Source organism: Naumannella huperziae (genome assembly GCF_054073625.1).
Map to the genome: position 1 here is coordinate 1,858,895 of NZ_JBSXPH010000001.1, position 22,372 is coordinate 1,881,266.

At 72.5% G+C, this 22,372-nt stretch carries 21 protein-coding genes; 15 read left to right on the plus strand and 6 right to left on the minus strand.

Annotation, left to right across the window (positions count from 1 at the left end):
- The first annotated feature begins 5 nt into the window (after positions 1-5).
- From folP to ACXDC7_RS09005, 9 genes are all read left to right on the plus strand, one after another.
- Complete coding sequence (gene folP, locus ACXDC7_RS08965; RefSeq protein WP_459221901.1) at positions 6-860, plus strand: dihydropteroate synthase; 855 nt, start codon at positions 6-8, stop codon at positions 858-860.
- 64 nt (positions 861-924) lie between these two features.
- On the plus strand, positions 925-2,337 hold the full coding sequence (locus ACXDC7_RS08970) for a malic enzyme-like NAD(P)-binding protein (RefSeq protein WP_459221902.1): 1,413 nt from the start codon (positions 925-927) through the stop codon (positions 2,335-2,337).
- Positions 2,337-2,903: a YqgE/AlgH family protein gene (locus ACXDC7_RS08975; RefSeq protein ID WP_179443873.1), complete on the plus strand. Its 567-nt coding sequence runs from the start codon at positions 2,337-2,339 to the stop codon at positions 2,901-2,903. Before ACXDC7_RS08970 ends, ACXDC7_RS08975 begins: the two co-directional genes overlap by 1 nt.
- 141 nt (positions 2,904-3,044) lie before the next feature.
- Complete coding sequence (gene mtrA / locus ACXDC7_RS08980) at positions 3,045-3,749, plus strand: MtrAB system response regulator MtrA (protein WP_343045824.1); 705 nt, start codon at positions 3,045-3,047, stop codon at positions 3,747-3,749.
- Positions 3,736-5,370: an MtrAB system histidine kinase MtrB gene (gene mtrB / locus ACXDC7_RS08985; RefSeq protein WP_343045823.1), complete on the plus strand. Its 1,635-nt coding sequence runs from the start codon at positions 3,736-3,738 to the stop codon at positions 5,368-5,370. The genes mtrA and mtrB overlap by 14 nt, the downstream gene beginning before the upstream one ends.
- Positions 5,367-7,217: an LpqB family beta-propeller domain-containing protein gene (locus ACXDC7_RS08990; RefSeq protein ID WP_459221903.1), complete on the plus strand. Its 1,851-nt coding sequence runs from the start codon at positions 5,367-5,369 to the stop codon at positions 7,215-7,217. Before mtrB ends, ACXDC7_RS08990 begins: the two co-directional genes overlap by 4 nt.
- Positions 7,218-7,269: 52 nt before the next feature.
- Positions 7,270-8,019: a ComF family protein gene (locus tag ACXDC7_RS08995; protein WP_459221904.1), complete on the plus strand. Its 750-nt coding sequence runs from the start codon at positions 7,270-7,272 to the stop codon at positions 8,017-8,019.
- A 157-nt stretch (positions 8,020-8,176) separates the two neighbouring features.
- Complete coding sequence (gene hpf, locus ACXDC7_RS09000) at positions 8,177-8,857, plus strand: ribosome hibernation-promoting factor, HPF/YfiA family (protein WP_179443869.1); 681 nt, start codon at positions 8,177-8,179, stop codon at positions 8,855-8,857.
- Positions 8,858-8,936: 79 nt separating this feature from the next.
- Positions 8,937-10,139, plus strand: a complete 1,203-nt coding sequence (locus ACXDC7_RS09005; RefSeq protein ID WP_459221905.1) for a winged helix-turn-helix domain-containing protein — start codon at positions 8,937-8,939, stop codon at positions 10,137-10,139.
- On the opposite strand, the gene ACXDC7_RS09010 is transcribed toward ACXDC7_RS09005, so the two are convergent.
- On the minus strand, positions 10,140-10,520 hold the full coding sequence (locus tag ACXDC7_RS09010; RefSeq protein ID WP_459221906.1) for a cupin domain-containing protein: 381 nt from the start codon (positions 10,518-10,520) through the stop codon (positions 10,140-10,142).
- Positions 10,521-10,571: 51 nt separating this feature from the next.
- On the opposite strand from ACXDC7_RS09010, the gene ACXDC7_RS09015 reads away from it, so the two are divergent.
- Both ACXDC7_RS09015 and secA read left to right on the plus strand, forming a co-directional pair.
- Positions 10,572-11,564: a GlxA family transcriptional regulator gene (locus ACXDC7_RS09015; protein ID WP_459221907.1), complete on the plus strand. Its 993-nt coding sequence runs from the start codon at positions 10,572-10,574 to the stop codon at positions 11,562-11,564.
- Positions 11,565-11,647: 83 nt separating this feature from the next.
- Positions 11,648-14,575: a preprotein translocase subunit SecA gene (gene secA / locus ACXDC7_RS09020; protein ID WP_459221908.1), complete on the plus strand. Its 2,928-nt coding sequence runs from the start codon at positions 11,648-11,650 to the stop codon at positions 14,573-14,575.
- Positions 14,576-14,578: 3 nt separating this feature from the next.
- On the opposite strand, the gene ACXDC7_RS09025 is transcribed toward secA, so the two are convergent.
- The 5 genes from ACXDC7_RS09025 to ACXDC7_RS09045 form a co-directional block, all read right to left on the minus strand.
- Entirely contained in the window at positions 14,579-15,055 is a 477-nt protein-coding gene (locus ACXDC7_RS09025; protein ID WP_459221909.1) for an Rv3235 family protein, read from the minus strand.
- An 83-nt stretch (positions 15,056-15,138) separates the two neighbouring features.
- Positions 15,139-16,644 (minus strand): tripartite tricarboxylate transporter permease, encoded by a 1,506-nt coding sequence (locus ACXDC7_RS09030; RefSeq protein WP_179443864.1) that lies wholly within the window; start codon positions 16,642-16,644, stop codon positions 15,139-15,141.
- Positions 16,644-17,252, minus strand: a complete 609-nt coding sequence (locus ACXDC7_RS09035; protein ID WP_459221910.1) for a tripartite tricarboxylate transporter TctB family protein — start codon at positions 17,250-17,252, stop codon at positions 16,644-16,646. Before ACXDC7_RS09035 ends, ACXDC7_RS09030 begins: the two co-directional genes overlap by 1 nt.
- Complete coding sequence (locus ACXDC7_RS09040) at positions 17,249-18,277, minus strand: Bug family tripartite tricarboxylate transporter substrate binding protein (RefSeq protein WP_459221911.1); 1,029 nt, start codon at positions 18,275-18,277, stop codon at positions 17,249-17,251. Before ACXDC7_RS09040 ends, ACXDC7_RS09035 begins: the two co-directional genes overlap by 4 nt.
- A 104-nt stretch (positions 18,278-18,381) precedes the next feature.
- Positions 18,382-18,954 (minus strand): TetR/AcrR family transcriptional regulator, encoded by a 573-nt coding sequence (locus ACXDC7_RS09045; RefSeq protein WP_179443861.1) that lies wholly within the window; start codon positions 18,952-18,954, stop codon positions 18,382-18,384.
- Positions 18,955-18,991: 37 nt separating this feature from the next.
- Here ACXDC7_RS09045 and ACXDC7_RS09050 point away from each other — a divergent pair, with 37 nt between their 5' ends.
- The 4 genes from ACXDC7_RS09050 (at position 18,992) to ACXDC7_RS09065 (ending at position 22,366) form a co-directional block, all read left to right on the plus strand.
- Positions 18,992-19,810 (plus strand): MBL fold metallo-hydrolase, encoded by an 819-nt coding sequence (locus ACXDC7_RS09050; RefSeq protein ID WP_179443860.1) that lies wholly within the window; start codon positions 18,992-18,994, stop codon positions 19,808-19,810.
- Positions 19,811-20,036: 226 nt separating this feature from the next.
- A complete protein-coding gene (locus tag ACXDC7_RS09055) occupies positions 20,037-20,429 on the plus strand; it encodes a universal stress protein (RefSeq protein ID WP_459221912.1) in 393 nt (130 codons plus the stop codon).
- A 6-nt stretch (positions 20,430-20,435) separates the two neighbouring features.
- On the plus strand, positions 20,436-21,920 hold the full coding sequence (locus ACXDC7_RS09060) for a wax ester/triacylglycerol synthase family O-acyltransferase (RefSeq protein WP_459221913.1): 1,485 nt from the start codon (positions 20,436-20,438) through the stop codon (positions 21,918-21,920).
- Complete coding sequence (locus tag ACXDC7_RS09065) at positions 21,917-22,366, plus strand: DUF6912 family protein (RefSeq protein WP_459221914.1); 450 nt, start codon at positions 21,917-21,919, stop codon at positions 22,364-22,366. The genes ACXDC7_RS09060 and ACXDC7_RS09065 overlap by 4 nt, the downstream gene beginning before the upstream one ends.
- The last annotated feature ends 6 nt before the right edge of the window (positions 22,367-22,372 follow it).

The window sequence follows — 22,372 nt, forward strand, 5'->3', positions numbered from 1 at the left end:
GCGCCGTGCCACCCGCCCCCGATCCCGCGCTGTCCGGGCCGCAGGTGATGGCGATCGTCAACCGCACCCCGGATTCGTTCCACGACCGCGGCGCGACCTTCGCCCTGGACGCGGCGGTCGCGGCCGCCGAGGCGGCGATTGCCGCCGGCGCCGGTTGGGTCGACATCGGCGGGGTGCCGTTCTCGCCGGATGCCGCGCCCGTCGGGACCGCCGAGGAGATCGATCGGGTACGCCCGGTGGTGCGTGCGCTGGCCGGCCGGCCCGGGGTGATCGTCAGCGTCGACACCACCCGGCCCGAGGTCGCCGCGGCGGTGCTCGCGGCGGGGGCGCAGGTGATCAACGACACCTCCGGGCTGGCCGATCCGGAGCTGGCGCCCGTGATCGCCGAGGCGGGCGCCGGGGTGATCCTGACCCACTGCCTCGCCCCGCCGCGTACCCACCTGTCCGCGCCGCCACGCTACGGCGACATCGTCGCCGAGGTGACCGCATTCCTCGCCGAGCGGGTCGCCCGCGCCGCCGCCGGTGGCATCGACCCCGCCGCGATGGTGATCGACCCGGGCCCGGACCTGAACAAGACCACCGTGCAGACCCTGGAGCTGCTGCGCGGCGTCGACGCGCTGAACGCCGTCGGGCCGCCCTGGCTCGCCGCGGTGTCCAACAAGGACTTCGTCGGCGAGACCCTGGACCGCCCGCGCGCGCAGCGGCTGGCGGGCAGCCTGGCCGCGACCCTGTGGTGCCTGGATCGCGGGGCCGCGCTGGTCCGTGCCCACGACGTCGCGGCGACCGTCGACGCCGTGCGGATGTGGCGCTCGCTGCGCGGGGAGCGAGCCCCGGCGTACCAGCGGCACAACCTCGCCTGACCGGGCGGCCCGGGCCACGACTTCGTCGTGCATCCGGGCCCGCGCGCCGTGAGAGGATCGCGGGGTGACCGATGCAGCAACCAGACCCGCACCCTCCATCGCCTACTCGATCACGGCCCGGCTGCATGCCCCGGCGGGCGGGGCAGCGATCAGCCAGCTCACCCACGCCGTCGAGCAGGCCGGCGGCACCGTGACGGCCCTCGACGTCTCCGGCTCCGGCGGTGAGCGCCTGCAGATCGACGTGACCATGGGCGCGGCCTCGACCGAGCACGCCGACGAGCTGGTCGCGGCCCTGCGCGCGCTGCCCGATGTCGAGGTCGGCAAGGTCTCCGACCGCACCTTCCTGATGCACCTCGGCGGCAAGATCGAGATGCGCTCCAAGCACCCGATCCGCAACCGCGACGACCTGAGCCTCGTCTACACCCCCGGCGTCGCCCGGGTCTCCCGCGCGATCGCGGAGAATCCCGCCGACGCGCGCCGGCTGACGATCAAGCGCAACTCTGTCGCCGTCGTCACCGACGGGACCGCCGTGCTCGGCCTCGGCGACATCGGGCCCGAGGCCGCGATGCCGGTGATGGAGGGCAAGGCGGCGCTGTTTCGCCGGTTCGCCGAGATCGACGCCTGGCCGATCGCCCTCGACACCACCGATGTCGAGGAGATCATCTCGACGGTCCGCAACATCGCGCCCGGCTTCGCCGGAATCAATCTGGAGGACATCTCCGCCCCGCGCTGCTTCGAGATCGAGGCCCGGCTGCGCGAACAGCTCGACATCCCGGTCTTCCACGACGACCAGCACGGCACCGCGATCGTCGTGCTGGCGGCGCTGTTCAACGCGCTGCGGGTGGTCGACAAGAACCTCGCCGATGTGCGCATCGTGATGTCGGGCGCCGGTGCCGCCGGGACCGCGATCCTCAAGCTGTTGCTGATCGCCGGCGCCCGCGACGTGGTGGTCGCCGACATCGACGGGGTGATCCATCGCGGCCGCGCCGGGATGGACGAGTCGCTGACCTGGATCGCCGAGCACACCAACGCTGCCGGCCTGACCGGCAGCCTGCGCGGCGCGCTGGCCGGCGCCGATGTCTTCATCGGGGTGTCGGCGCCGGGCATCCTGGGCGCCGACGACATCGCCACCATGAACGAGCGGGCGGTCGTCTTCGCGCTGGCCAACCCCGAGCCGGAGATCGACCCGGTGGTGGCGGCCCGGCATGCGGAGGTGGTCGCCACCGGGCGCAGCGACTTCGCGAACCAGATCAACAACGTGCTCGCCTTCCCGGGCGTGTTCCGCGGGCTGCTGGACGCCCAGTCCCACGAGATCACCGCGGACCTGCTGTTGGCGGCCGCGCGCGCGTTGGCCGAAGTGGTCACCGACGACGAGCTGAACGCCGCCTACATCATGCCCAGCGTGTTCCACGCCGCGGTGCACACCGAGGTCGCGGCGGCCGTGCGCGAGGCGGCCGAGGGGGCCATCGCCGGCTGATGGGCGATCGCGCGCTGCCCGGCCCGGGCGATTTGTTGGTCTCCTCGGTGCTCGACACCGAGGGGTGGTTCGCCCACACCGTCATCCTGATGCTCGACGTCGACGCCGGTGGCGCGCTCGGTGTGGTGCTGAACCGGGTCTCCGATGTCCCGCTGGCCGCGGTCCTGCCGGCCTGGGTGGAGCAGGTCAGCGAGCCGCGGGTGATGTTCGCCGGCGGCCCGGTCTCACCCGACGGCGCGATCTGTCTGGCCACCCCGTACCAGCCCGACGAGGACCCGCCCGGCTGGCGGCGGGTGGCCGGCCGGGTCGGCCTGCTGCACCTCGACACGCCGGTCGAACTGGTCGCCGGGGCGTATGCGGATCTGCGGATCTTCGCCGGGTACGCCGGCTGGGAGCCGGGGCAGTTGGAGGGTGAGCTGGCCGCCGGGGCCTGGCACATCGCGCGCAGCAAGTACGCCGATGTCTTCTGCACCGAGCCCGAGGAACTGTGGCGCCGCGTGCTGCGCCGCCAGGAGCTCGACGTCGCCATCTATGCGACCTGGCCGGAGGAGCCGGAGCAGAACTGATCGTTGCTGCCGGGTTCGTGCGGACCCGCCGCATAGGATTGCTCCGATCGGGACGCGGATCGGCCCGGTGGCGAGATCACGGGAACGATCACGGGCAGGCTCACGGGCAGGCTCACGGAACAAGGTGTGAAGGAGTAACGGGTGAGCGATCACGGCAGGGGCCAGCAGCACCGCATCCTGGTCGTCGACGACGATGCCTCGCTCGCCGAGATGTTGCAGATCGTGCTGCGCCAGGAGGGGTTCCAGACCACCTGGACCCCCGACGGCGATGCCGCGATCGACGCCTTCCGCGAGGCCGCGCCCGATCTGGTGCTGCTCGACCTGATGCTGCCCGGGCGCGACGGTGTCTCCATCTGCCGCGAGCTGCGCGCGACCTCCGGCGTACCGATCGTGATGCTGACCGCGAAGTCGGACACGGTCGACGTGGTCGCCGGGCTCGAGGCCGGCGCCGACGACTACGTGGTGAAGCCGTTCAAGGCCAAGGAGCTTGTCGCCCGGGTGCGGACCAGGCTGCGCCGGGCGCCCGCCGATGCCGACGAGAGCCAGTTGCGGATCGGCGACCTGACGATCAGCGTGGCCGCCCACACCGTGAAGCGCGGCGACACCGAGATCTCGCTGACCCCGCTCGAGTTCGACCTGCTGCTCGCTCTCGCCAGGCGGCCGAGGCAGGTGTTCAGCCGCGAGACCTTGCTGGAACAGGTCTGGGGCTACCGGCACGCGGCCGACACCCGCCTGGTGAATGTCCACGTGCAGCGGTTGCGGTCCAAGATCGAGGAGGACCCGGAGCGGCCGAGGATCGTGGTCACCGTCCGCGGCATCGGCTACAAGGCCGGTGAACCCGTCTAGCCGGGCCGCCCAACTGGCGCGGCTGCCCGCCCGTTGGTGGTGGGGATCGTTACCGCTGCGGGTGATCGCGACGACGCTGCTCGCCTCGGCGATCGTGATCACCCTCGGCGGGCTGTTGTTGATGCAGCAGGCGACCGAGGGCGTGCTGTCGGGCAAGAAGCAGTCGGCGCTGGCCGAGGCCTCGCTGGCCTACGACACCGCCCAGCGCCAGCTCGCCGCCTCCGATCTCGACGACCGCGGCATCTCGCTGCTGTTGTTGCAGCTCACCACGGATGTCGGCAACCGCGGCAATCTCGGCAGCCGCTACCAGGTCCTGGTCGAGGGGCCGGTGTCCAACTTCGTCTCCGGGCAGGCCAGCCCGGACAGCGTGCCCGACAGCCTGCGCCGCGAGGTCGATGCCCGCGACGGGCTGTGGCTCACCCCGACCACGATCCGCTACCGCGACGCCACGCCGGACGAGCCCGGGCTGGCGATCGGCGCCGCGCTGGTCGCGCCCGGGGCGGGGCGCTACCCGATGTACTTCTTGTTCCCGCTCGCCCAGGAGCGGGAGACGATCGAGGTGTTGCGGCAGGCGGTGATCACGACCGGCGTGATGCTGATCGGACTGTTGGCCCTGATCGCGGCGCTGGTCGCGCGGCAGGTGGTCGCTCCGGTACGCGAGGCGCGCAAGGCCGCGGAGCGGCTGGCCTCGGGCTTCCTGGACGACCGGATGACCGTGCGCGGCACCGACGACCTGGCCAGCCTCGCCACCTCGATGAACAACATGGCCTCCGAGCTCAGCAAGCAGATCAGTCAGTTGGAGGAGTTGTCGCGGATCCAACAGCAGTTCGTCTCCGATGTCTCCCACGAGTTGCGCACCCCGCTGACCACGGTGCGGATGGCCGCGGAACTGCTGCACGAGGCGCGCGAGGACTTCGACCCCACCTCGCGCCGCGCCGCCGAGCTGTTGGCCAAGGAACTGGACCGGTTCGAGGAGATGTTGTCGGATCTGTTGGAGATCTCCCGGTTCGACGCCGGCGCGGCCGAGCTGAGCGTCACCGAGGTCGACATGGTCGAGGTGGTGGAGCGCGAGATCGCCGCACAGCGGGCCTTCGCGCAGCGCAGCGGGATCGACGTGCGGCTGCACGCCGGCGGCCCGATCGTCGCCGAGGTGGACGAGCGCCGGGTGCGTCGCGTGCTGCGCAACCTGATCACCAATGCCCTCGAGCACGGCGAGGGGCGACCCGTGGACATCCGGGTCGCGGGCGATGCCGATGCCGTGGCGATCACCGTCCGCGATCACGGCGTCGGCTTCGAGGCGGGCCAGGTGAAGAAGGTCTTCCACCGGTTCTGGCGCGCCGACCCCGCCCGCAACCGCACGATCGGCGGATCGGGCCTCGGGCTGGCCATCTCGATGGAGGACGCCCGGCTGCACGGCGGCTGGCTCAATGCCTGGGGCCGACCCGGAAAGGGCGCCCAGTTCCGGCTGACCCTGCCGCGGGCGCGGGGCCGGATCCTGCAGCTCTCACCGTTGCCGCTGGTGCCGACCGATCTGCTCCGGCCGGCCGAGCGCCTGGCCCTGACCACCGGCCGCGCCGATGCGCCGGCCGGCGCGGCGCCGACCGGCCCGGTGGCGCCATGAGCGGGCGGTGGGCCACGAGACGGCGAGCCCCGCGACTGCTGGCGGCCCTCGCGGCGGCGCTGGCGCTGCTCGTCACCGGATGCGCGTCGATGCCGACCTCCGGGCCGGTCGAGTTCGGCGGCCGGGGCGGGCAGGTCGCCGACGCCGAGGTCGACATCGCGCCGGAGCCGCCGCGGACCGGCGCCGAGCCGCGCGACATCGTCGACGGCTTCCTGCAGGCGATGGCGAACTACCAGCCGGGCTATGCGACCGCCCGGGAGTATCTGACGCCGCAGGCGCGGCAGTCCTGGCAGCCCGAGGCGGGGATCGTGGTCTATGCCGACGGCAGCCAGGTCAACGCGACCTCGGACTCGGCCGTGCTGACGGCGCCGGTACAGGCCCGGATCGATTCCGACGGCGCCTACGTCCCGGGCCGGCTGCTCGACCCCGAGGATCCCCTCGGCGACCTGCCCGACCGGCTCGTGCGGCGCAGCGACTCCGATCCGCAGGTACGCATCGACTTCGGCCTGGAGCGAGACGCCGCGGGTCAGTGGCGGATCGGCAATCCGCCACCCGGCAGGCTGATCCAGGCGTACCTGTTCCAGCAGTTCTTCACCCGCGCCTCCGCCTACTATCTCGACGGCGACCTGCGGATGCTGGTGCCGGACCCGGTCTACGTGCCGCGCGGCTCGCAGAGCCCGCTGGCGCGGCTGCAGATCCTGTTCCGCGGGCCGACCCGCTGGCTGGAGCCGGCCGTCCGCACGGCGATCCCGGCGGGCACGGAGCTGAGCACCCAGTCGGCCTTCGTCGATGCGGAGGGCGTGGTCGATGTCTCCCTGCGCGGTCCCGGACTGGCGGGGTTGCCCGACGAGCAACGCGGCCGGATGCGCGACCAGATCGTTGCCACGCTCGCCCAGGTGCCGGCCGTCACGGCGGTGCGGCTGTCGCTGGAGGGCGCGCCCTATCCGGTGCCCGGGGCGCCGGACGGCCTGATCGGGGTCGGGCCCCGGCCCGGCCTGGATCCGATCCCGGCCGAGCTCGGCGAGCAGTTGTTCGGCTCCACCGGACGCCAGGTGGTGACGGTGGACGACCAGCAGGGCGCGGGCGCGCTGTCCCCGGTCGCCGGGCCCTGGGGCCGCGACGCCTCGGGTGTGCAGACCCTGTCGCCCTCGCTCACCGGCGACCGCGTGGCGGGCATCACCCGCGACGGGACCGAGCTGTGGGAGGCGCCGGTCGCCGACGGCGGCGAGGCCCGGCGGGTGCTGACCGGCCGGCGCCTGCTGCGTCCGCAGTATGTCGGGGGCGGCCGCGACGAGCTGTGGGCCCTCGACGCCGCGGACTCGACCGCGCGCGTGGTCACCGCGACCGGCATCACCGACGTGCCGGTCGACCTGTCGGGCGGAGCGCTGCGGGCGTTCCGGATCTCGCCGGACGGTACGCGGATCGCCGTCGTCGCCGAACGGGACGGCCGTGCCGAGCTGGGCCTGCTGCGTGTCCGCCGCGAGGCCGAGCCGCGGATCGACGGCTGGCGCGCCCTGCCGCTGTCGGCACGGGCGGGCCGGCCCGCGCCCGACGTCGCCGCCAGCGATGTCGCCCCCATCGATGTCGCCTGGGTCTCCGACGAGGAGCTGATGGTGCTGACCGCGGGGGAGGGCGCCAACCGCCCGTGGCGGGTGGCCTCCGACGCCTCCGAGGCGACCCAGCTCGGCGCCCCCGACGGCTGGGCAGCCGAGACGATCACCGCGCTCCCGCGGCACCGCACCCCGCGGGTCGTCGTGCTCGGCCCGGCCGGGGCCTGGCGCTACGACGACAGCGCGAGCTGGTCGCGGCTCGGCGACGAGCTGACCGCGGTGAGCTTCGCCGGCTGAGTTCTCCACAGGGCCCTCGCGCCGCGCCGGGCCCCACGGTTTGGATGGGCCGGTGCACCTCGCAACCGCTCGCCGCGCAGCCGCCGGGCTCGTCGTGGCGGCCGCCGACGTGCTGGTCGGTGCGGCCTGCGCGGGCTGTCGCCGGCCCGGGATCGGGCTGTGCCCCGACTGCCGGCGCGAGCTCGCCGGTCCGCCCGTGCCGGCGGCGCCGCGACCGGCGCCGACCGGTTTCCCGCGCTGCTATGTCGCAGGCAGCTATGCCGGCGTGACCCGCGCGGCCCTCACCGCCTACAAGGAGCGCGGCGCGCTCGCCCTCGCGGGGCCGCTGGCCGGCCGGCTCGCGGCAGCCGTCGCCGCCCTGCTGTGCGAGGCGGGAGCGGCCCACTGTCTGCTGGTGCCGGTGCCGAGCAGCCCGGCGGCGATCCGTCGCCGCGGTCTCGACACGGTCGCCACGCTCGCCGGCCGGGCGGCCGCCGATCTGCGCCGCTGCGGTGTGGCGGCGCGGGCCCGCCCGGCGCTGCGCCAGACCCGGCGGGTCGCCGACCAGGCCGGTCTCGGCACGGCGGCGCGTGCCGCCAACCTCGCCGGGGCGTTCCGGGCGGGCGCGCGGCCGCGCGAGCCGCGGCCGGTGATCGTCGTCGACGACATCGTGACCACCGGCGCGTCGCTGACGGAGGCGGCACGTTGCCTCGCCGCCGCCGGCTGGCCGGTGCTGGGCGCCGCCTGCGTCGCGGCGACCCGCCGTCGATCCGCGGCCCGGGGCCCGGACCGGCCCGGGGAACCAGTGAGATCGCTGGCATGAGACGGGGCGGGCCACTAGCGTTGTTGCATGGAGCCGCGCTGCACCCCGAGACGATCCGGGGCGCAGCGCGGCGTCGTTCGTGTGGCGCCCGGTTCCGCGGCGCCGCGCTCGATGTCGGGTGCCGCCGCTGCCGTGGCGTACCCGTGAGGAGGTTGCGATGGATGTTGTGGTGACGGGCCGGCACTGCCAGGTGCCGGAGGAGTTCCGCGAGCACGTGAGCGAACGCGTCGGGTTGATCGAGAAGCTGCGCGACCGGGTGATCCGGGTCGAAGTACTGGTCTCGGCGGGCGGGCACACCAAACAGCCCGACCAGGGCAGCCGGGTCGAGATCACGCTGATCGGCAAGGGCCCCGTGGTCCGCGCCGAGGCCAGCGCGCAGGACAAGACGGCGGCCTTCGAGCAGGCGTTGGACAAGCTGCGTTCCCAGCTCCGCAAGGCCCACGACCGGCGCCGGGTGAGCCGCGGCCGCCGCGCGCCCCGATCCGTCGCCGAGGCCACCGCCGAACTCGCCGAACTGCCCGTCCCGATGGACGGCGACCGGCCGGACGATCAGCCCGACAAGCACACCGTCGCGGGCATCGAGGTGACCGGCGGCGGACCGCTGGTGGTCCGGGAGAAGACCTTCGCCGGCGCGCCGATGACCCTGGAGCAGGCCCTGGACCAGATGGAGCTGCTCGGACACGACTTCTACCTGTTCGTCGACGCGGTCTCGGGCCTGCCGAGCGTCGTCTACCGCCGCCGCTACTTCGACTACGGCGTGATCCACATCGACACGGCCGCCGACGCGGATCCCACTGCGACCAACCCATCGACGCCGCAGCGAGCCGCCTCCGCCTGACCCGGCGCGGTTGTCGGGGCGGGGCGCTAGTTTGGCGCCCATGCCAACGGCCCCGTCCCCGCCATCGGATCGGCCGGCGGTGCGCCTGCGTCTGTCGCAGGCCAGGCGCATCGCCCTGGCCGCGCAGGGCTTCGGCGCGGCCCGGCCCGCGTGCCCGGTCGGCATGCGCGATGTGCAGCGCGAGATCACCCGCCTGGGCCAGTTCCAGATCGATTCGATCAATGTGGTCACCCGGGCCCACTTCATGCCGCTGTTCTCCCGGCTCGGGCCCTACGACCCGGCGCTGCTGGAGCGGGCCGCGCACCGCCCGCCGCGGCGGCTGTTCGAGTACTGGGGCCATGCCGCCTCGCTGATCGACGTCACGCTGCAGCCCGCGCTGCGCTGGCGGATGGCGCGCGCCGCGGACGAGGCGTGGGGCTCCATGATCAGGATCCGCGAGCAGCACCCCGGTCTGGTGGAACGGATCCGGGCCGACGTGCTCGACTCGGCGCGACCGATCACGGCCCGCCAGATCGAGCACGACGAGGTCCGGGTGCGTGATCACTGGGGCTGGAACTGGTCCAGCGTGAAGACGGCGTGCGAGTGGCTGTTCTGGGCCGGCGAGATCACCTCCGCTCGGCGCAATACCCAGTTCGAGCGGGCCTATGCCGCGCCGGAGCGGGTCTTGCCGAGTTCGATCATCGAGGCGCCGACACCCGGGAGAGAGGAGGCGATCCGTGAGTTGGTCCGCCGCTCGGCCCGCGCGCTGGGCATCGGTACGCTGGCCTGCCTCGCCGACTACTTCCGGGTGAGCACCGCCGATGCCGCGACAGCGGTCGCCGAGCTGGAGGCAGGCGGAGAGCTCGTCCCCGCGTGGGTGGAGGGTTGGGACCGGCCGCTGTGGCTGTGGCACGACGCCCGCCGGCCACGCAGGATCCTCGCCCGGGCGCTGGTCAGCCCCTTCGACTCGTTGATCTTCGAGCGGCGTCGGCTGCGCGAGCTGTTCGGGATCGACTACACGATCGAGATCTACGTGCCCGAGGCCAAGCGGCGCTATGGCTACTACGTCTACCCGTTCCTGCTCGGGGAGACCTTCGCCGCCCGCGTCGACCTGAAGGCCGACCGCGCCGCGGGGCTGCTGCGCGTCCGGGCCGCCTGGCTGGAGCCGGGCCACGACCCGGGACGCGTCGCGCCGGAGCTGGCCGCCGAGTTGTCGATCATGGCCGGTTGGCTCGGGCTGTCCGGCGTCGCCGTCGAGCCGCGCGGCGATCTTGCCGGGGCCCTTGCCGTCGCGACCGGTTGATCAGCGCGCCGTCGTCGGGCGGATCCCGTCGGGGAGGTCGGTGGCATCCCCGGTGTTCAGCGTGCCGGCCGGTTCGATCATCACGACATCGGCGCCCTCGGCCGAGCGGGTCCGGTGCTCGATGCCCGCCGGAACCGTCGCGATCGCGCCCGGCCCGATGGTGATCGTGCGCTCGGCACCGTCCTCGCGCAGGTCGATCAGCAGTTCGCCTCCCGATACCCAGAAGAGCTCGTCGGTGTCGGCATGGGCGTGCCAGACGAAGTCGCCCTGCACCCGGACCGCCTTGATGTCGTAGTCGTTGATGCTGGCGGCCAGGACGGGGGAGAAGGGGCGCTCGATGGCGGAGAAGATCTCGTCGAGGGAACGGGGTTGGATGCTCATGCCGCCATCCTCGCCCTGGCCGGGCCGCGCCGCGAGTGCTAGGAATGACATATGCCGCGCAATTCCTCTCACGTACCGCGCCCGCACCGGGTCGTGATGATCACCGGCGACGGCGCGAACCCGTTCGAGCTGTCGGTCGCGACCGAGATCTTCGGCATCTCCCGGCCCGAGCTCGCCGTCGATCCCTACGCCTTCACCGTCTGCGCGCCGCGGCCGACCGTGCGCCTGCGCGAGGGCCTGCTCACCCTGACCGGCCTGCCCGGGCTGCGTACCCTCGACCGCGCGGATACCGTGATCGCGCCCAACCGCCCGGACGCCGGGGCCGGCTTCGACCCGGTCGTGCTGGCCGCGCTGCGCCGCGCGCACCGGCGCGGCGCCCGGTTGATCAGCTTCTGCACCGGCGCGTTCACCCTCGCGGCGGCCGGGCTGCTGGACGGCCGGCCGGCGGCAACGCACTGGATGTGGGCCGAGGAGTTCGCGCGCAGCTTCCCCGCCGTCGAGCTGCGCGAGGACGTGCTCTACGTCGACGACGGCGATGTGCTGACCGCCGCCGGCAGCGCGGCGGCGCTCGATCTGTGCCTGTACCTGATGGCAAAGGACCACGGCGCGGAGGTCGCGAATGCCGTGGCGCGGCGCCTGGTGTTCTCGGCCCACCGCGACGGCGGTCAGCAACAGTTCATCGATCGGCCGCTGCCCGCCGAGGGCTCGGCCGGACTGACGCCCGTGCTGGACTGGGCCCGGCGGCACCTCGACCGGCCGCTGACCGTTGCCGCGCTGGCCCGCCGGGCGGGGCTCAGCCCGGCCTCGCTGCACCGCCGGTTCCGCGCCGAACTGGGCCTGACCCCGCTCGCCTGGCTGAACGCCGAGCGGGTCCGGCACGCCCGCCGGCTGCTCGAGACGACCGATCTGACCGCGAACCGGGTCGCCGCGCAGTGCGGGATGGGCGATGTCTCGACCCTGCGCCGGCTGCTGCGGCGCGCCTGCGGGCTCAGCCCGAGCGAGTACCGCAGGCGGTTCGCACCGCCGGGGGCGGCGGTTGGCTGAGCGCGGCTTCGGCCGATGCCTCTACGATGGAGGGCGGCGTGCCGAGCCGCGGTACGCCGATGCCCGAGGGACGAGGAAGACGCGTGGCTGTACTGGACAGGTTGATGCGGATCGGCGAGGGCCGGGTGCTCAAGCGCCTGGAGAACATCGCCAAGCACGTCAACGCCATCGAGTCCGACTTCGAGGAGATGACCGACGAGGAGTTGCGCGGCCAGACCGACGAGTTCCGCAAGCGGCTCGACGACGGCGAGACCCTCGACGACATCCTTCCCGAGGCCTTCGCCACGGTACGCGAGGCCAGCCGGCGAGTGCTCGGCAAGCGACACTTCGACGTCCAGATCATGGGCGGCGCCGCGCTGCACCTGGGCAACATCGCCGAGATGAAGACCGGTGAGGGCAAGACCCTGGTCGCGACGCTCCCGGCGTACCTGAACGCCCTGACCGGCAAGGGCGTGCACGTCGTCACCGTCAACGACTACCTGGTGAAGTTCCAGTCCGAGCAGATGGGCCGCGTGCACCACTTCCTCGGCCTGAGCACCGCGGCGATCCTGACCTCGATGACGCCCGCCGAGCGTCGCGAGGCCTACCACGCCGACATCACCTACGGCACGAACAACGAGTTCGGCTTCGACTACCTGCGCGACAACATGGCGCTGCAGTTGGAGGACTGCGTCCAGCGCGGCCACCACTTCGCCATCGTCGACGAGGTCGACTCGATCCTCGTCGACGAGGCCCGGACGCCGTTGATCATCTCCGGCCCGGCCGAGGACAATCACGACTGGTACCCCGAGTTCGCGCGGCTGGCCGCGTCGCTGACCCCCGGTGAGCACTACGAGGTCGACGAGAAGAAGAAGACGGTGTCCGTGCTGGAGCCCGGCATCGATGTCGTCGAGGACCGGCTCGGCATCGACAACCTCTACGAGTCGGCCAACACGCCGCTGATCAGCTATCTGCAGCAGGCGTTGAAGGCCAAGGACCTGTTCAAGCGCGACCGCGACTACGTGGTGATGAACGGCGATGTGCTGATCGTCGACGAGCACACCGGGCGCACCCTCGACGGCCGCCGCTACTCCGAGGGCCTGCACCAGGCGATCGAGGCCAAGGAGAAGGTGCAGATCAAGGACGAGTACCAGACGCTGGCGACCGTCACCTTGCAGAACTTCTTCCGGATGTACGACAAGCTCGCCGGGATGACCGGCACGGCCAAGACCGAGGAGTCGGAGTTCCAGAAGATCTACGGCCTCGGGGTGCTGCCGATCCGGACCAACAAGCCGATGATCCGCGAGGACCAGCGCGACCTGATCTATCGCACCGAGGAGGCGAAGTTCGACGCCATCGTCGAAGACGTCGCCGCCCGCCACGAGGCAGGGCAGCCGGTGCTGATCGGCACGGCCTCGGTGGCGAAGTCGGAGTTGATCTCCGCGCGGCTGAAGAAGGCCGGCGTACCGCACAACGTGCTGAACGCGAAGAACCACGCCAAGGAGGCGCAGTTCGTCGCCGAGGCCGGGCGCAAGGGGTCGGTCACCGTCGCGACCAACATGGCGGGCCGCGGTACCGACATCATCCTCGGCGGCAATGCCGAGTTCCTGGCCGACCGGGTGCTGCAGAAGAAGGGCCTGAATCCGGAGGACACGCCGGAGGAGTACGAGGCCGCGTGGGCCGACACCCTCGCCGAGCTGGAGGATCAGGTCGAGACCGAGCACGCCGAGGTGGTCGAGCTCGGCGGTCTGTACGTGGTCGGTTCGGAGCGGCACGAGTCCCGCCGCATCGACAACCAGCTCCGCGGCCGGTCCGGCCGCCAGGGCGACCCGGGGGAGAGCCGCTTCTACCTGTCGCTGGGCGACACGTTGATGCGACTGTTCAAGTCCGACCTGGTCGAGTGGGTGCTGACCACGCTGAAGATTCCCGACGACCAGCCGATCGAGAACCGACAGGTGACGAAGTCGATCGAGAGCGCGCAGAAGCAGGTCGAGTCGCAGAACTTCGAGATGCGCAAGAACGTGCTCAAGTACGACGACGTGATGAACCGGCAGCGGCACACCATCTATGCCGACCGGCGCAAGGTGCTGGAGGGCGCCGACGTCAGCGAGCAGATCCGTGCCGCCGTCGACCGGGTCGTCGGGGAGACGGTACGCCGGCTCACCGCCGAGGGCTTTGCCGAGGACTGGGACTACGAGGCCATCTGGGCCGAGCTCGAGGCGCTCTATCCCGTTTCGCTGAAGCGCGAGGACTACGAGGGCGGCGACCTCAGCTCCGACGAGCTGGCCCAGGAGTTCGTCGAGGATGCCCGCGAGGCGTACGCCAGGCGCGAGACCGAGCTCGGCGAGGACAACATGCGCGAGCTGGAGCGGCAGGTGCTGCTCACCGTGCTGGACCGCAAGTGGCGCGAGCATCTCTACGAGATGGACTACCTGCGCGAGGGCATCGGCCTGCGCGCCATGGCGCAGCGCGACCCGCTGGTGGAGTACCAGCGCGAGGGCGGCGACATGTTCAACGCGATGATGGAGGCGCTGCTCGCCGAGGTCGTCGGATTCGTCTTCCGGGTGGAGGTGCAGCGGCCCGCGCAGCCGCGGGTCGCGGCCGTGACCGATGCCGACGGCAAGCCCGTCAGCGTGGCCGATCTGACCAATGGCCGCGCGCCCGCCGACGACGCGGACGGTGGCGATGACGTCGACGGCGACGATGACGGCGACGCCGCCGGTGCCGATGACGCCGACGACGCGGACGATGCCGACGGCAAGTCGGAACCGGACGCGGCCGACGACGGCGAACCGGAACTGGTCGGCGCGGCAGCCGAGCGGGAGGGTGCCGAGCCCGGCTCGTTGCGGATCAAGGGGGCCGGGCGGCGACGTAGCGCACCGAAGCTGCGCTACTCCGCCCCCGATGCCGACGGCGAGGCGACCGAATCGGCCGATGCCGAGGCCGACGAGTACGCCGGGGTCGGCCGCAACCAGCAGTGTCCGTGCGGCTCGGGCAAGAAGTTCAAGCTCTGCCACGGCAAGCGCGGCTGAGTCTCACGCGGCGGCGCGCAACCTGCCGGCCGCGACCGGCGGGCCGGCCAGCTCGCTGCATCGCCAGCGGCCGCCCGCCCGGTCCAGGCGGAAGCCGAGAAAGCCCGTCCGCTCGGCGACCCGATAGACCGCGACGGCCTCGATGGACCGGCCCGCGGGCCGGGCGACGACGCGCAGCAGCCGCGGCGCGTCCGGCGTGAGCGCGAGCCCCGCCAGCACCGCTGCCGGACCGGGCGCCAGCAGCGCGGCCACGCCGGCCGCCTCCCGGCGACCGGAGATCACCTCCAGGAACACCCGGGCGAACGCACCCGCGGTGCGACGGGCATGCTCGCCCCGCGGTGGTGGCGCCGCCGGCGGGGCGGCGTCGCCGGTCGGCGGCGGAGGAGCGGCCGGCAGCGGCCACGGCGCCGCGGCGCACAGGATCTGTCCGGCCGGCTCGATGTCTGGCGCCGGGCCGAGCAGGTACGGGTGCGTTGCCATGCGAGCAGGCTGACACGGCGTACCCGCCGGGCGGAACGACCCTGTGGACAACCTCCGCCCGGGGGTTCGGTCTTCGCGCCTGCTCAGAGGTCGGCGCCGGCGCGCTGGCGTACCCTGCGGACCACGCTCCACACGATCGCCAGCAGCAGCAGCGCATAGATGGTGATGGTGATCGGCTCGGAGGCGAGCACCGTCCAGTCGTTGTCGGAATTCTGCATCGCCGAGCGCAGCGAGGTCTCCGCGAGCGGGCCGAGGATGACGCCGATCATCACCGGCGCGAGCGGCACGTCGAAGCGCCGCATGCAGAAGCCGATCAGGCCCAGCACGATCATCAGCCACAGGTCGATCGAGGCGCTGCTGGCGGAGTAGACGCCGAGGCAGGCGAAGAGCGTGATGCCCGCGTAGAGATAGGGCTTGGGGATGCGCAGCAGGCGTGCCCACAGCGGGGCGAACGGCAGGTTCAGCACGAGCAGCACGACCAGGGCGACGAAGAGGCTCGCCAGCAGCGCCCAGACCACCTCGCCGTTGCGCTCGAAGATCAGCGGGCCGGGCTGCATGCCGTACTGCTGGAAGGCGGCGAGCATCAGCGCCGCCGTCGCCGAGGTGGGCAGGCCGAGCGCCAGCAGGGCACCCATCGCCGTGCCCGCCGTCGCATTGCCGGCGGCCTCGGGGGCCGCGACCCCGCGGATCGCGCCCTTGCCGAACTCCGGCGACCCCGAACGCCGGTCGATGTTGCGCTCCAGCCCGTAGGACAACAGGGTCGGCACCTCGGCCCCGCCGGCGGGAATGACGCCGAACGGCAGCCCGATGCCCGTGCCGCGCAGCCACGCCGGCAGCGCCTTGCGGAACTCGCGGCCGGACAGGAACGGACGGCCCTTGCTCGCGATCAACGACGTGTCGTCGCGTTGACCGACCCGGGAGGCCAGGTGCAGCACCTCGCCGAGGGCGAGGATGGACACGGTGATCACCACGATGTGGACGCCGTCGAAGAGCGCCGGGACGCCGGCGGTGAACCGCTGGGTGCCGGTGATCTGGTCGATCCCGACGAAGGACAGGGCGACACCGATCAGCAGCGCGCACAGCCCGCGGACGGCGCTGTCGGAGACGACGGCGGAGATGGCGATGAACGCGAACACGGCCAGCGCGAGGTATTGCGGCGGACCGAAGCTGGTCGCCAGGGTGGCCAGCAGCGGCACCGTGAAGACGACCACGATCGTGGCCAGCAGTCCGCCGGTGAACGCGCCGATCGCGGAGGTGGCCAGCGCCTGCGGCGCCCGGCCGGACAGGGCCATCCGGTGGCCCTCGAAGGTGGAGGCGATCGCGGTGGAATTGCCCGGGGTGTTCATCAGGATGCCGGAGATCGAGTCGCCGAAGAGGCCGCCGAAGTACACGCCGGCGAACATGATCAGCGCCGCGGTCGGGGACAGCGTGAAGGTCATCGGCAACAACAGCGCGACCGCCATCGACGACCCGAGCCCGGGCAATACGCCGACGGCGGTGCCGAGCAGCGCGCCGAGCACCAGCCAGAGCAGGTTCTCGACGGTGAGGACGGCGGCGAAACCGGCCCAGAGCTCGGGGAGATGTTCCATCACTGTCCTCCCAGCAACAAACCGGGCGGCAGCGGCAGCCCGAGCAGCCCGGCGAAGATCAACTGGACCGCGGCCGACAGCCCCAGGGCGAGCACCGCGTTGAACAACGGGCGGCGGGCCGCGGCCTCGCCCCAGCCCAGCGCGGTGGTCATCCCGAAGAACAGCACGGCGCCGGAGACCAGCCAGCCGACCGGTTCCAGGATGATCGCGAAAACGACGAGGCTGGCCACGGCCAGGCCGAGGGTACGCCAGTTGACCGGCGTCGGGTGGCTCGCATCGCCGGCGTGCTGCTCGCCCGGCCGCCGCCAGATGTCGACGGCATAGATCACCGCGAGCACGATCATGGCGATCGCCGCCGCCCACGGCATGGCCGTCGGCCCGAGCAACTCATCGCTCTCCACGACCTCCATGGTCACCAGGCCGAAGATCAGATAGCCGGCGACGGCGAGCATGATCGCCGGCATCACGAAGGCGCCGTAGCCACGGGTCACCCGATCGGTGACGGGGGCCTCGGGCAGGGTTGCCTCGGGCCCGGTTGCCTCGGGGTTGGCCGCCTCGGGGCTGGCCGGGTCGGGGCTGGCCGGGTCGGGGGTGGGGCGATCGCTCATATCAACCCCAGCTCCGCGAGCAGTTCGTCCACCCGGGTCTGTTCGGTGGCCAGAAAGGCGCCGAAGTCGTCGCCGGCGAGATAGGAATCCTTCCAGCGGTTGCGTTCCACGGCCGAGCGCCAGGACGGGGTGGCGATCATCTGGTCGACGATGCTGATCAACTCGTCACGCTCCTGGGCGGTGATGCCCGGCGGGGCGACGATGCCACGCCAGTTGACCAGGTCCACCTCCGGATACCCGAGTTCGATCATGGTGGGGATGTCGGTGTTCGGGAGCCGCTCCGGCGCGACGACGGCGAGCGCGCGCAGATCGCCGCCCTCCAACAGATCGCGGAAGTCGTTGAAGCCGCTGATCCCGACCTCGACCGTGCCGGCCTGCGACGACAGCAGGGACAGGCTCAGCTCGCCGCCACCGCTGTAGGCGGAGTAGACGAGGTCGGCCGGGTCGATCCCGGCGACGCCTGCCAACTGGGCGGCGACCATGTGATCGATGCCGCCCGCCGAACCGCCGCCGATGGGCAGCGCCGCCGGATCGGCCCGCCAGGCCTTCAGCAGGTCATCGAGCGTCTCGAACTTCGAATCCGCCGGGACCACGATCACCTCGAAGTCCTCCGCCAGGCGGGCGATCGGCGTGGTGTCGGCCAGGGTGTACTCGGAGTCGTTGCGGGCGATGCCGCCCATCATCACGGTGCCGGTGATCATCAGCGTGCTCGGGTCCCCGGTCATCCGGCCGAGCTGGCTGAGCCCGATGGTTCCGCCGGCGCCGGGCACGTTGACGACCTGCACATTGCGTACCAGCGGGGGCAGGTCGTCGTCGGAGTCGCCGCCCGGGGTGCGCAGCGCCCGCTGCGTCTCGCGCGCCACCAGATCCCATCCACCGCCGGCCGCTGCCGGGGCGATCACCGTCAACCGGGATCTCAGATCGGAGCGCTGGCCAGATCCCGCCGCCTGCGCCACCGCGGCAACGGTCAGCGCGAGGGTGACGGTGATCGCGATGGCCCACCCGACCGGGCGGGGTGTCTTCATCGTGCCTTCCCCTGTTCGTCGCCTGTGTCCTCATCGACCGGCCGCGTGCTCCGGCGGACGTGGGTCGCCATCATGTCACGTCCGCCCCCCCCCGCGAGGGCTCCTCAACGACCGGCGGGTGCTGCGGCCAGCAGGGCGTACGCTGCGGCCGCTGCCCGGCGCTGGACGTCCGGGTCGCAGGTCGCCCGCGACAGCACGAAGCCGCCCTGGACGACGGCGGCGACCATCCCGGCGAGGTCTGCCGCCGGCAGGTCCTCGCGCACCGCCCCGGCCTGCTGGGCGTCACCGATGGCGTCCGCCAGCAGCGCGACGATCCGCCGGAACGCCGCACCGACCGGCTCGAGCAGGCGCGGGTCGGCGACCACCGCGGGGTCGTAGGCGAGCCCGCCGATCTTGCAGCCGGCCAGCGCGTCGCGCCCGGCCAGCAGGTAGCGGCGGATCCGGGTGAGGCCCGGCTCCGGGCCGGTCAGGGTGTCTACCGCGAACGCTTCGATGTCGGCGGCATTAGCGCCGATGGCGGCCACGCCCAGGTCCGCCTTCGCGGGGAAGTGGTGGTAGAAGCTGCCCTGTCCGACCCCGCTGCCCGCCATCACCTGACGCGGGCTGGTCGCCGAATATCCCGCCTGCCAGATCAGTTCGGCGCCGGTCCGGACCAGCCTGTCTCGATTGTCGGCCATGTCGCCACCATACCTAGAGGTAGGTATGGTGGCCACCATGACACCCACCGAAGAGGCAGTGACCGCGGTCCGGCAGGAATTCGCCATCGCAGCGATCGGCGGCCCGACTGCCGTGCTGGACTACGGCGGGCTGCGGTTCGTCACCGATCCCACGCTCGACCCGCCCGGGGACTACGGGGCCTACCAGAAGCTCGAGGGCCCGGCGGTCGCGGCACCGGCCCTGGGTGACATCGATGCTGTGCTACTCAGCCACGATCTGCACGCCGACAATCTCGACCGGGCCGGGCGCGAGTTCGCGCTACGCGCACCGGTGATCCTCACCGGACCGAAGGCGGCCGCCCGGATCGGCCCGCCGGCGATCGGGCTGGCCGAATTCGCGGAGCACCAGCTGCCGGGGACCAGGTCGCTCGTGCGGGTCACCGCGGTACCGGCGCAGCATGGACCGCTGGACGGCGAGCTGGATGAGGCCGGCAACGTGAACACCGAGGTCAGTGGGTTCGTGCTGGAGAGCGACGGCCTGCCGACTGTGTATCTCAGCGGCGACAACGCCGGCATCGCCCCGGTGGTGCGCATCGCCGCCCGGTTCCCCAGGATCGAGGTGGCCGTGCTGCACTGCGGCGCGGCGCGGGTGCCGGCCAAGAACTCCGGGCGGGCGCTGACCCTGTCGGCCGCGCGGGCGGTGGATGTGACGGCCCTGCTCGACGCCGCCCAGGTAATCCCGGTGCACCATCGGGGCTGGTCGATCTACAGCGAGGGGTTCGATGACCTGGACCGCGAGTTCACCGACGCCGGGCTGCGATCACGGCTGATCCCGGCTCCTGTTGGCCGATGGGCGATCCGCCGCGAGATTGCCTGACGACGCGTCATGGGCGCTCGCCTCAGCGCAGCGGCGCGGGTGCCGCGGAACCCTCGGGGAGCCGCTTCTGGGCGAAAAGCACGTCGTGCCAGTGGCCCAGCTTCCAGCCCGCTCACCCCCTGCCAGCTCTGCCCGGTCCGGGTCCGCCATCATGTCAGGGCCGCCGCCCCGCGAGGGCTCCGGCCGATGCCCGGGAAGGCGCGCGCGGACGTGCCATGATGGCCCTGTGAGCGTGGTTGCGGTGGCCTTCAACGACAGCGTGCCGGGGCGGGCGGCGCTGGCTCGCGCCGTGCTCGAGGCCGAGCGCGACGGCCGCGAGCTGGTCGTGCTGCACGTGGTGGAGGAACTCAGCGCCGACAGCCGCGAGCACGCCGACTTCAACACCCGGCGGGCGGTCGTCGCCGCCGGCGGGGACGAGAACAACGTCCGGGTGCTGATCGGCGCGCAGGGCCCGGACCCGGCGGGCGCGCTGATCGACCAGGCGATCCAGGCCGATGCCGATGTGCTGGTGGTCGGTGGCCGGCACCGCAGCGCGGTCGGCAAGCTGCTGATGGGCAGCACCGTGCAACGGGTACTGCTGGACGCGCCGATGCCCGTCTTGCTGGTCAAGGCCGACTGACCGACGATGGCAGACCGGCTGTCCGAGCGAGACGTACTGCTGCTCGCCCTCGACACCCATCACAATCCCGGACACGCCGGCGCGGTCGACGTGTTCGACCCGGCCGCCGACGGTACGCCGCTGACCCGCGACCGGCTGCTGGACCTGATCACCGAGCGACTGGTCTATGTGCCGCGCTATCGCAAGCGGGTGCGGACGGTTCCGGGCGCGCTCGGTACGCCGGTCTGGGTCGACGACGCCGACTTCGACCTGAGCTTCCACGTCCGCTCGGCGGCGCTGCCCGCGCCCGGCACCCCCGAGCAACTGGCCGAGTTCGTCGGCCGAGTGAGCGCCGGGCGCCTCGACCGGTCGCGCCCGCTGTGGGAGCTCTACCTGGTGGAGGGCCTGGGCGGTGGGCGTACCGCCCTGGTCTGGAAGACCCATCCGGTGCTGGTGGACGGGATCGATGCGGTCGATCTCGGTCAGTTGCTGCTGGAGTCGGATCCCATCCCCGACGAGGCCGAGGAGTCGCCGTTCGGCACCGAGTGGCGACCCGAGCCGGAGCCGGGCCCGCTCGGGCTGCTCGCCGGCGCCGCGCTGGAGGCGGGCGGGGGACTGCCGTCGTTGCTGCCGCGCGCGCGTCGCGGGGCGACCGAGGCTCTGGGCGCGGTGGTCGCGGTCACCGAGGCCGTGGGTGGCACCGCCGGCGCGGTCGGCGATCTGCTCGGCGCGTTCGTGCACGGCGGACGCCCACCCACCGACTCGCCGCTCGGCGGGGCCGCCTCCCAGCAGCGCCGTTGGGCCGCGCTGGACCTGCCGTTGGCGAGGCTGCAGGAGCTGCGCGCCAAGGGGCAGGCGGCCGGCGCCCAGGAGGACACGCTCGGCGCCGTGACCATCAACGACATCGTGCTGACCGTGCTGACCGGCGCGCTGCGCGCGTGGCTGACCGGGCGCGGGGCCGCGCCGCGCCGCTCGGAGCTGGTCGCGCTCGCGCCGATGAGCGTGCGCGATGTCGACGGCGAGCCCAGCTCGCTCGGATCATCGGTCGCGCCGCTGTTGATGTCGCTGCCCGTGGGCGAGCCCAACCCGCTGCTGCGTCTGCAGCAGGTCGCGTTCGACACCCGCGCGCACAAGGACACCGGGCGCGCGGTGGGGGCCCGCGACATCTCCGAGATCGCCGGTTTCGCGCCCGCAACCCTGCAGGCACTCGCCGTGCGGGCCGCCCTGGGCAGCCGGCGCCGGCCCTACGATCTGATGGTGACCAATGTCCCCGGCCCGCAGCACAAGGTGTACGCCGGCACGGCACCGCTGGCCGCGACCTGGCCGGTGCTGCCGCTGGCGGCGGGGCACCTGCTGGCCGCCGGCCTGACCTCCTACGACGGGCGGGTGCATCTCGGCCTGACCGCCGATCGGGACAAGCTGGCCGACCTGGCGGCGCTCGCCGAGGGCGTACCCGATGCCGTCGACGAGCTCGCCGAGGCGCTGGACCGGCGACAGGAGGGGGCGCGATGAGGATGCTCGCCGCGATCGCCCTGTCGACCGAGCAGGCCGCCGGTCTCGCCGAGGGCGCCGAGCTCGTCGACCTGCGCGGGTACGCCCCGACGGCCGCGATGTTGGATGCCTTCGAGCTGTCCGTGGGCGAGGATGCCGAATATGTCGCCCTGCTGATCGCCCGGGCGGCGGGGCTGCTCGACGACGCCGCCCTGCTGGTCACCGCCGAGGTCGCGGTGCACGAGACCGAACCAGCGGAGTTCGGCGCGGTCACGGTTCCGGTGCTGCGGCTCGCCGATGTGCACGGCGTGTTCGTCGACGACGACCCGGCGGCCGCGGTGCGCGCCGCAGCCGCCGTCGAGGGCGCCGACCTCGACGAGGCCTGGGAATCCCCGGCCACGCAGACCTTTCTCGGCGAGCACGACCTGCTCTGGCATCACCCGGGAGAGCTGGCCGACCTGCTCTGAGCGGCG

Bases quoted from the DNA above. Each gene is read 5' to 3' on its own strand.
- ACXDC7_RS09035 (WP_459221910.1), bottom strand. From the start codon at position 17,252: ATGAGCGATCGCCCCACCCCCGACCCGGCCAGCCCCGACCCGGCCAGC.
- ACXDC7_RS09065 (WP_459221914.1), top strand. From the start codon at position 21,917: ATGAGGATGCTCGCCGCGATCGCCCTGTCGACCGAGCAGGCCGCCGGT.
- ACXDC7_RS08975 (WP_179443873.1), top strand. From the start codon at position 2,337: ATGGGCGATCGCGCGCTGCCCGGCCCGGGCGATTTGTTGGTCTCCTCG.
- hpf (WP_179443869.1), top strand. From the start codon at position 8,177: ATGGATGTTGTGGTGACGGGCCGGCACTGCCAGGTGCCGGAGGAGTTC.
- ACXDC7_RS09060 (WP_459221913.1), top strand. From the start codon at position 20,436: ATGGCAGACCGGCTGTCCGAGCGAGACGTACTGCTGCTCGCCCTCGAC.
- ACXDC7_RS09050 (WP_179443860.1), top strand. From the start codon at position 18,992: ATGACACCCACCGAAGAGGCAGTGACCGCGGTCCGGCAGGAATTCGCC.
- ACXDC7_RS09025 (WP_459221909.1), bottom strand. From the start codon at position 15,055: ATGGCAACGCACCCGTACCTGCTCGGCCCGGCGCCAGACATCGAGCCG.
- ACXDC7_RS09040 (WP_459221911.1), bottom strand. From the start codon at position 18,277: ATGAAGACACCCCGCCCGGTCGGGTGGGCCATCGCGATCACCGTCACC.
- ACXDC7_RS09030 (WP_179443864.1), bottom strand. From the start codon at position 16,644: ATGGAACATCTCCCCGAGCTCTGGGCCGGTTTCGCCGCCGTCCTCACC.
- ACXDC7_RS09045 (WP_179443861.1), bottom strand. From the start codon at position 18,954: ATGGCCGACAATCGAGACAGGCTGGTCCGGACCGGCGCCGAACTGATC.
- ACXDC7_RS09015 (WP_459221907.1), top strand. From the start codon at position 10,572: ATGCCGCGCAATTCCTCTCACGTACCGCGCCCGCACCGGGTCGTGATG.
- ACXDC7_RS08990 (WP_459221903.1), top strand. From the start codon at position 5,367: ATGAGCGGGCGGTGGGCCACGAGACGGCGAGCCCCGCGACTGCTGGCG.
- ACXDC7_RS09010 (WP_459221906.1), bottom strand. From the start codon at position 10,520: ATGAGCATCCAACCCCGTTCCCTCGACGAGATCTTCTCCGCCATCGAG.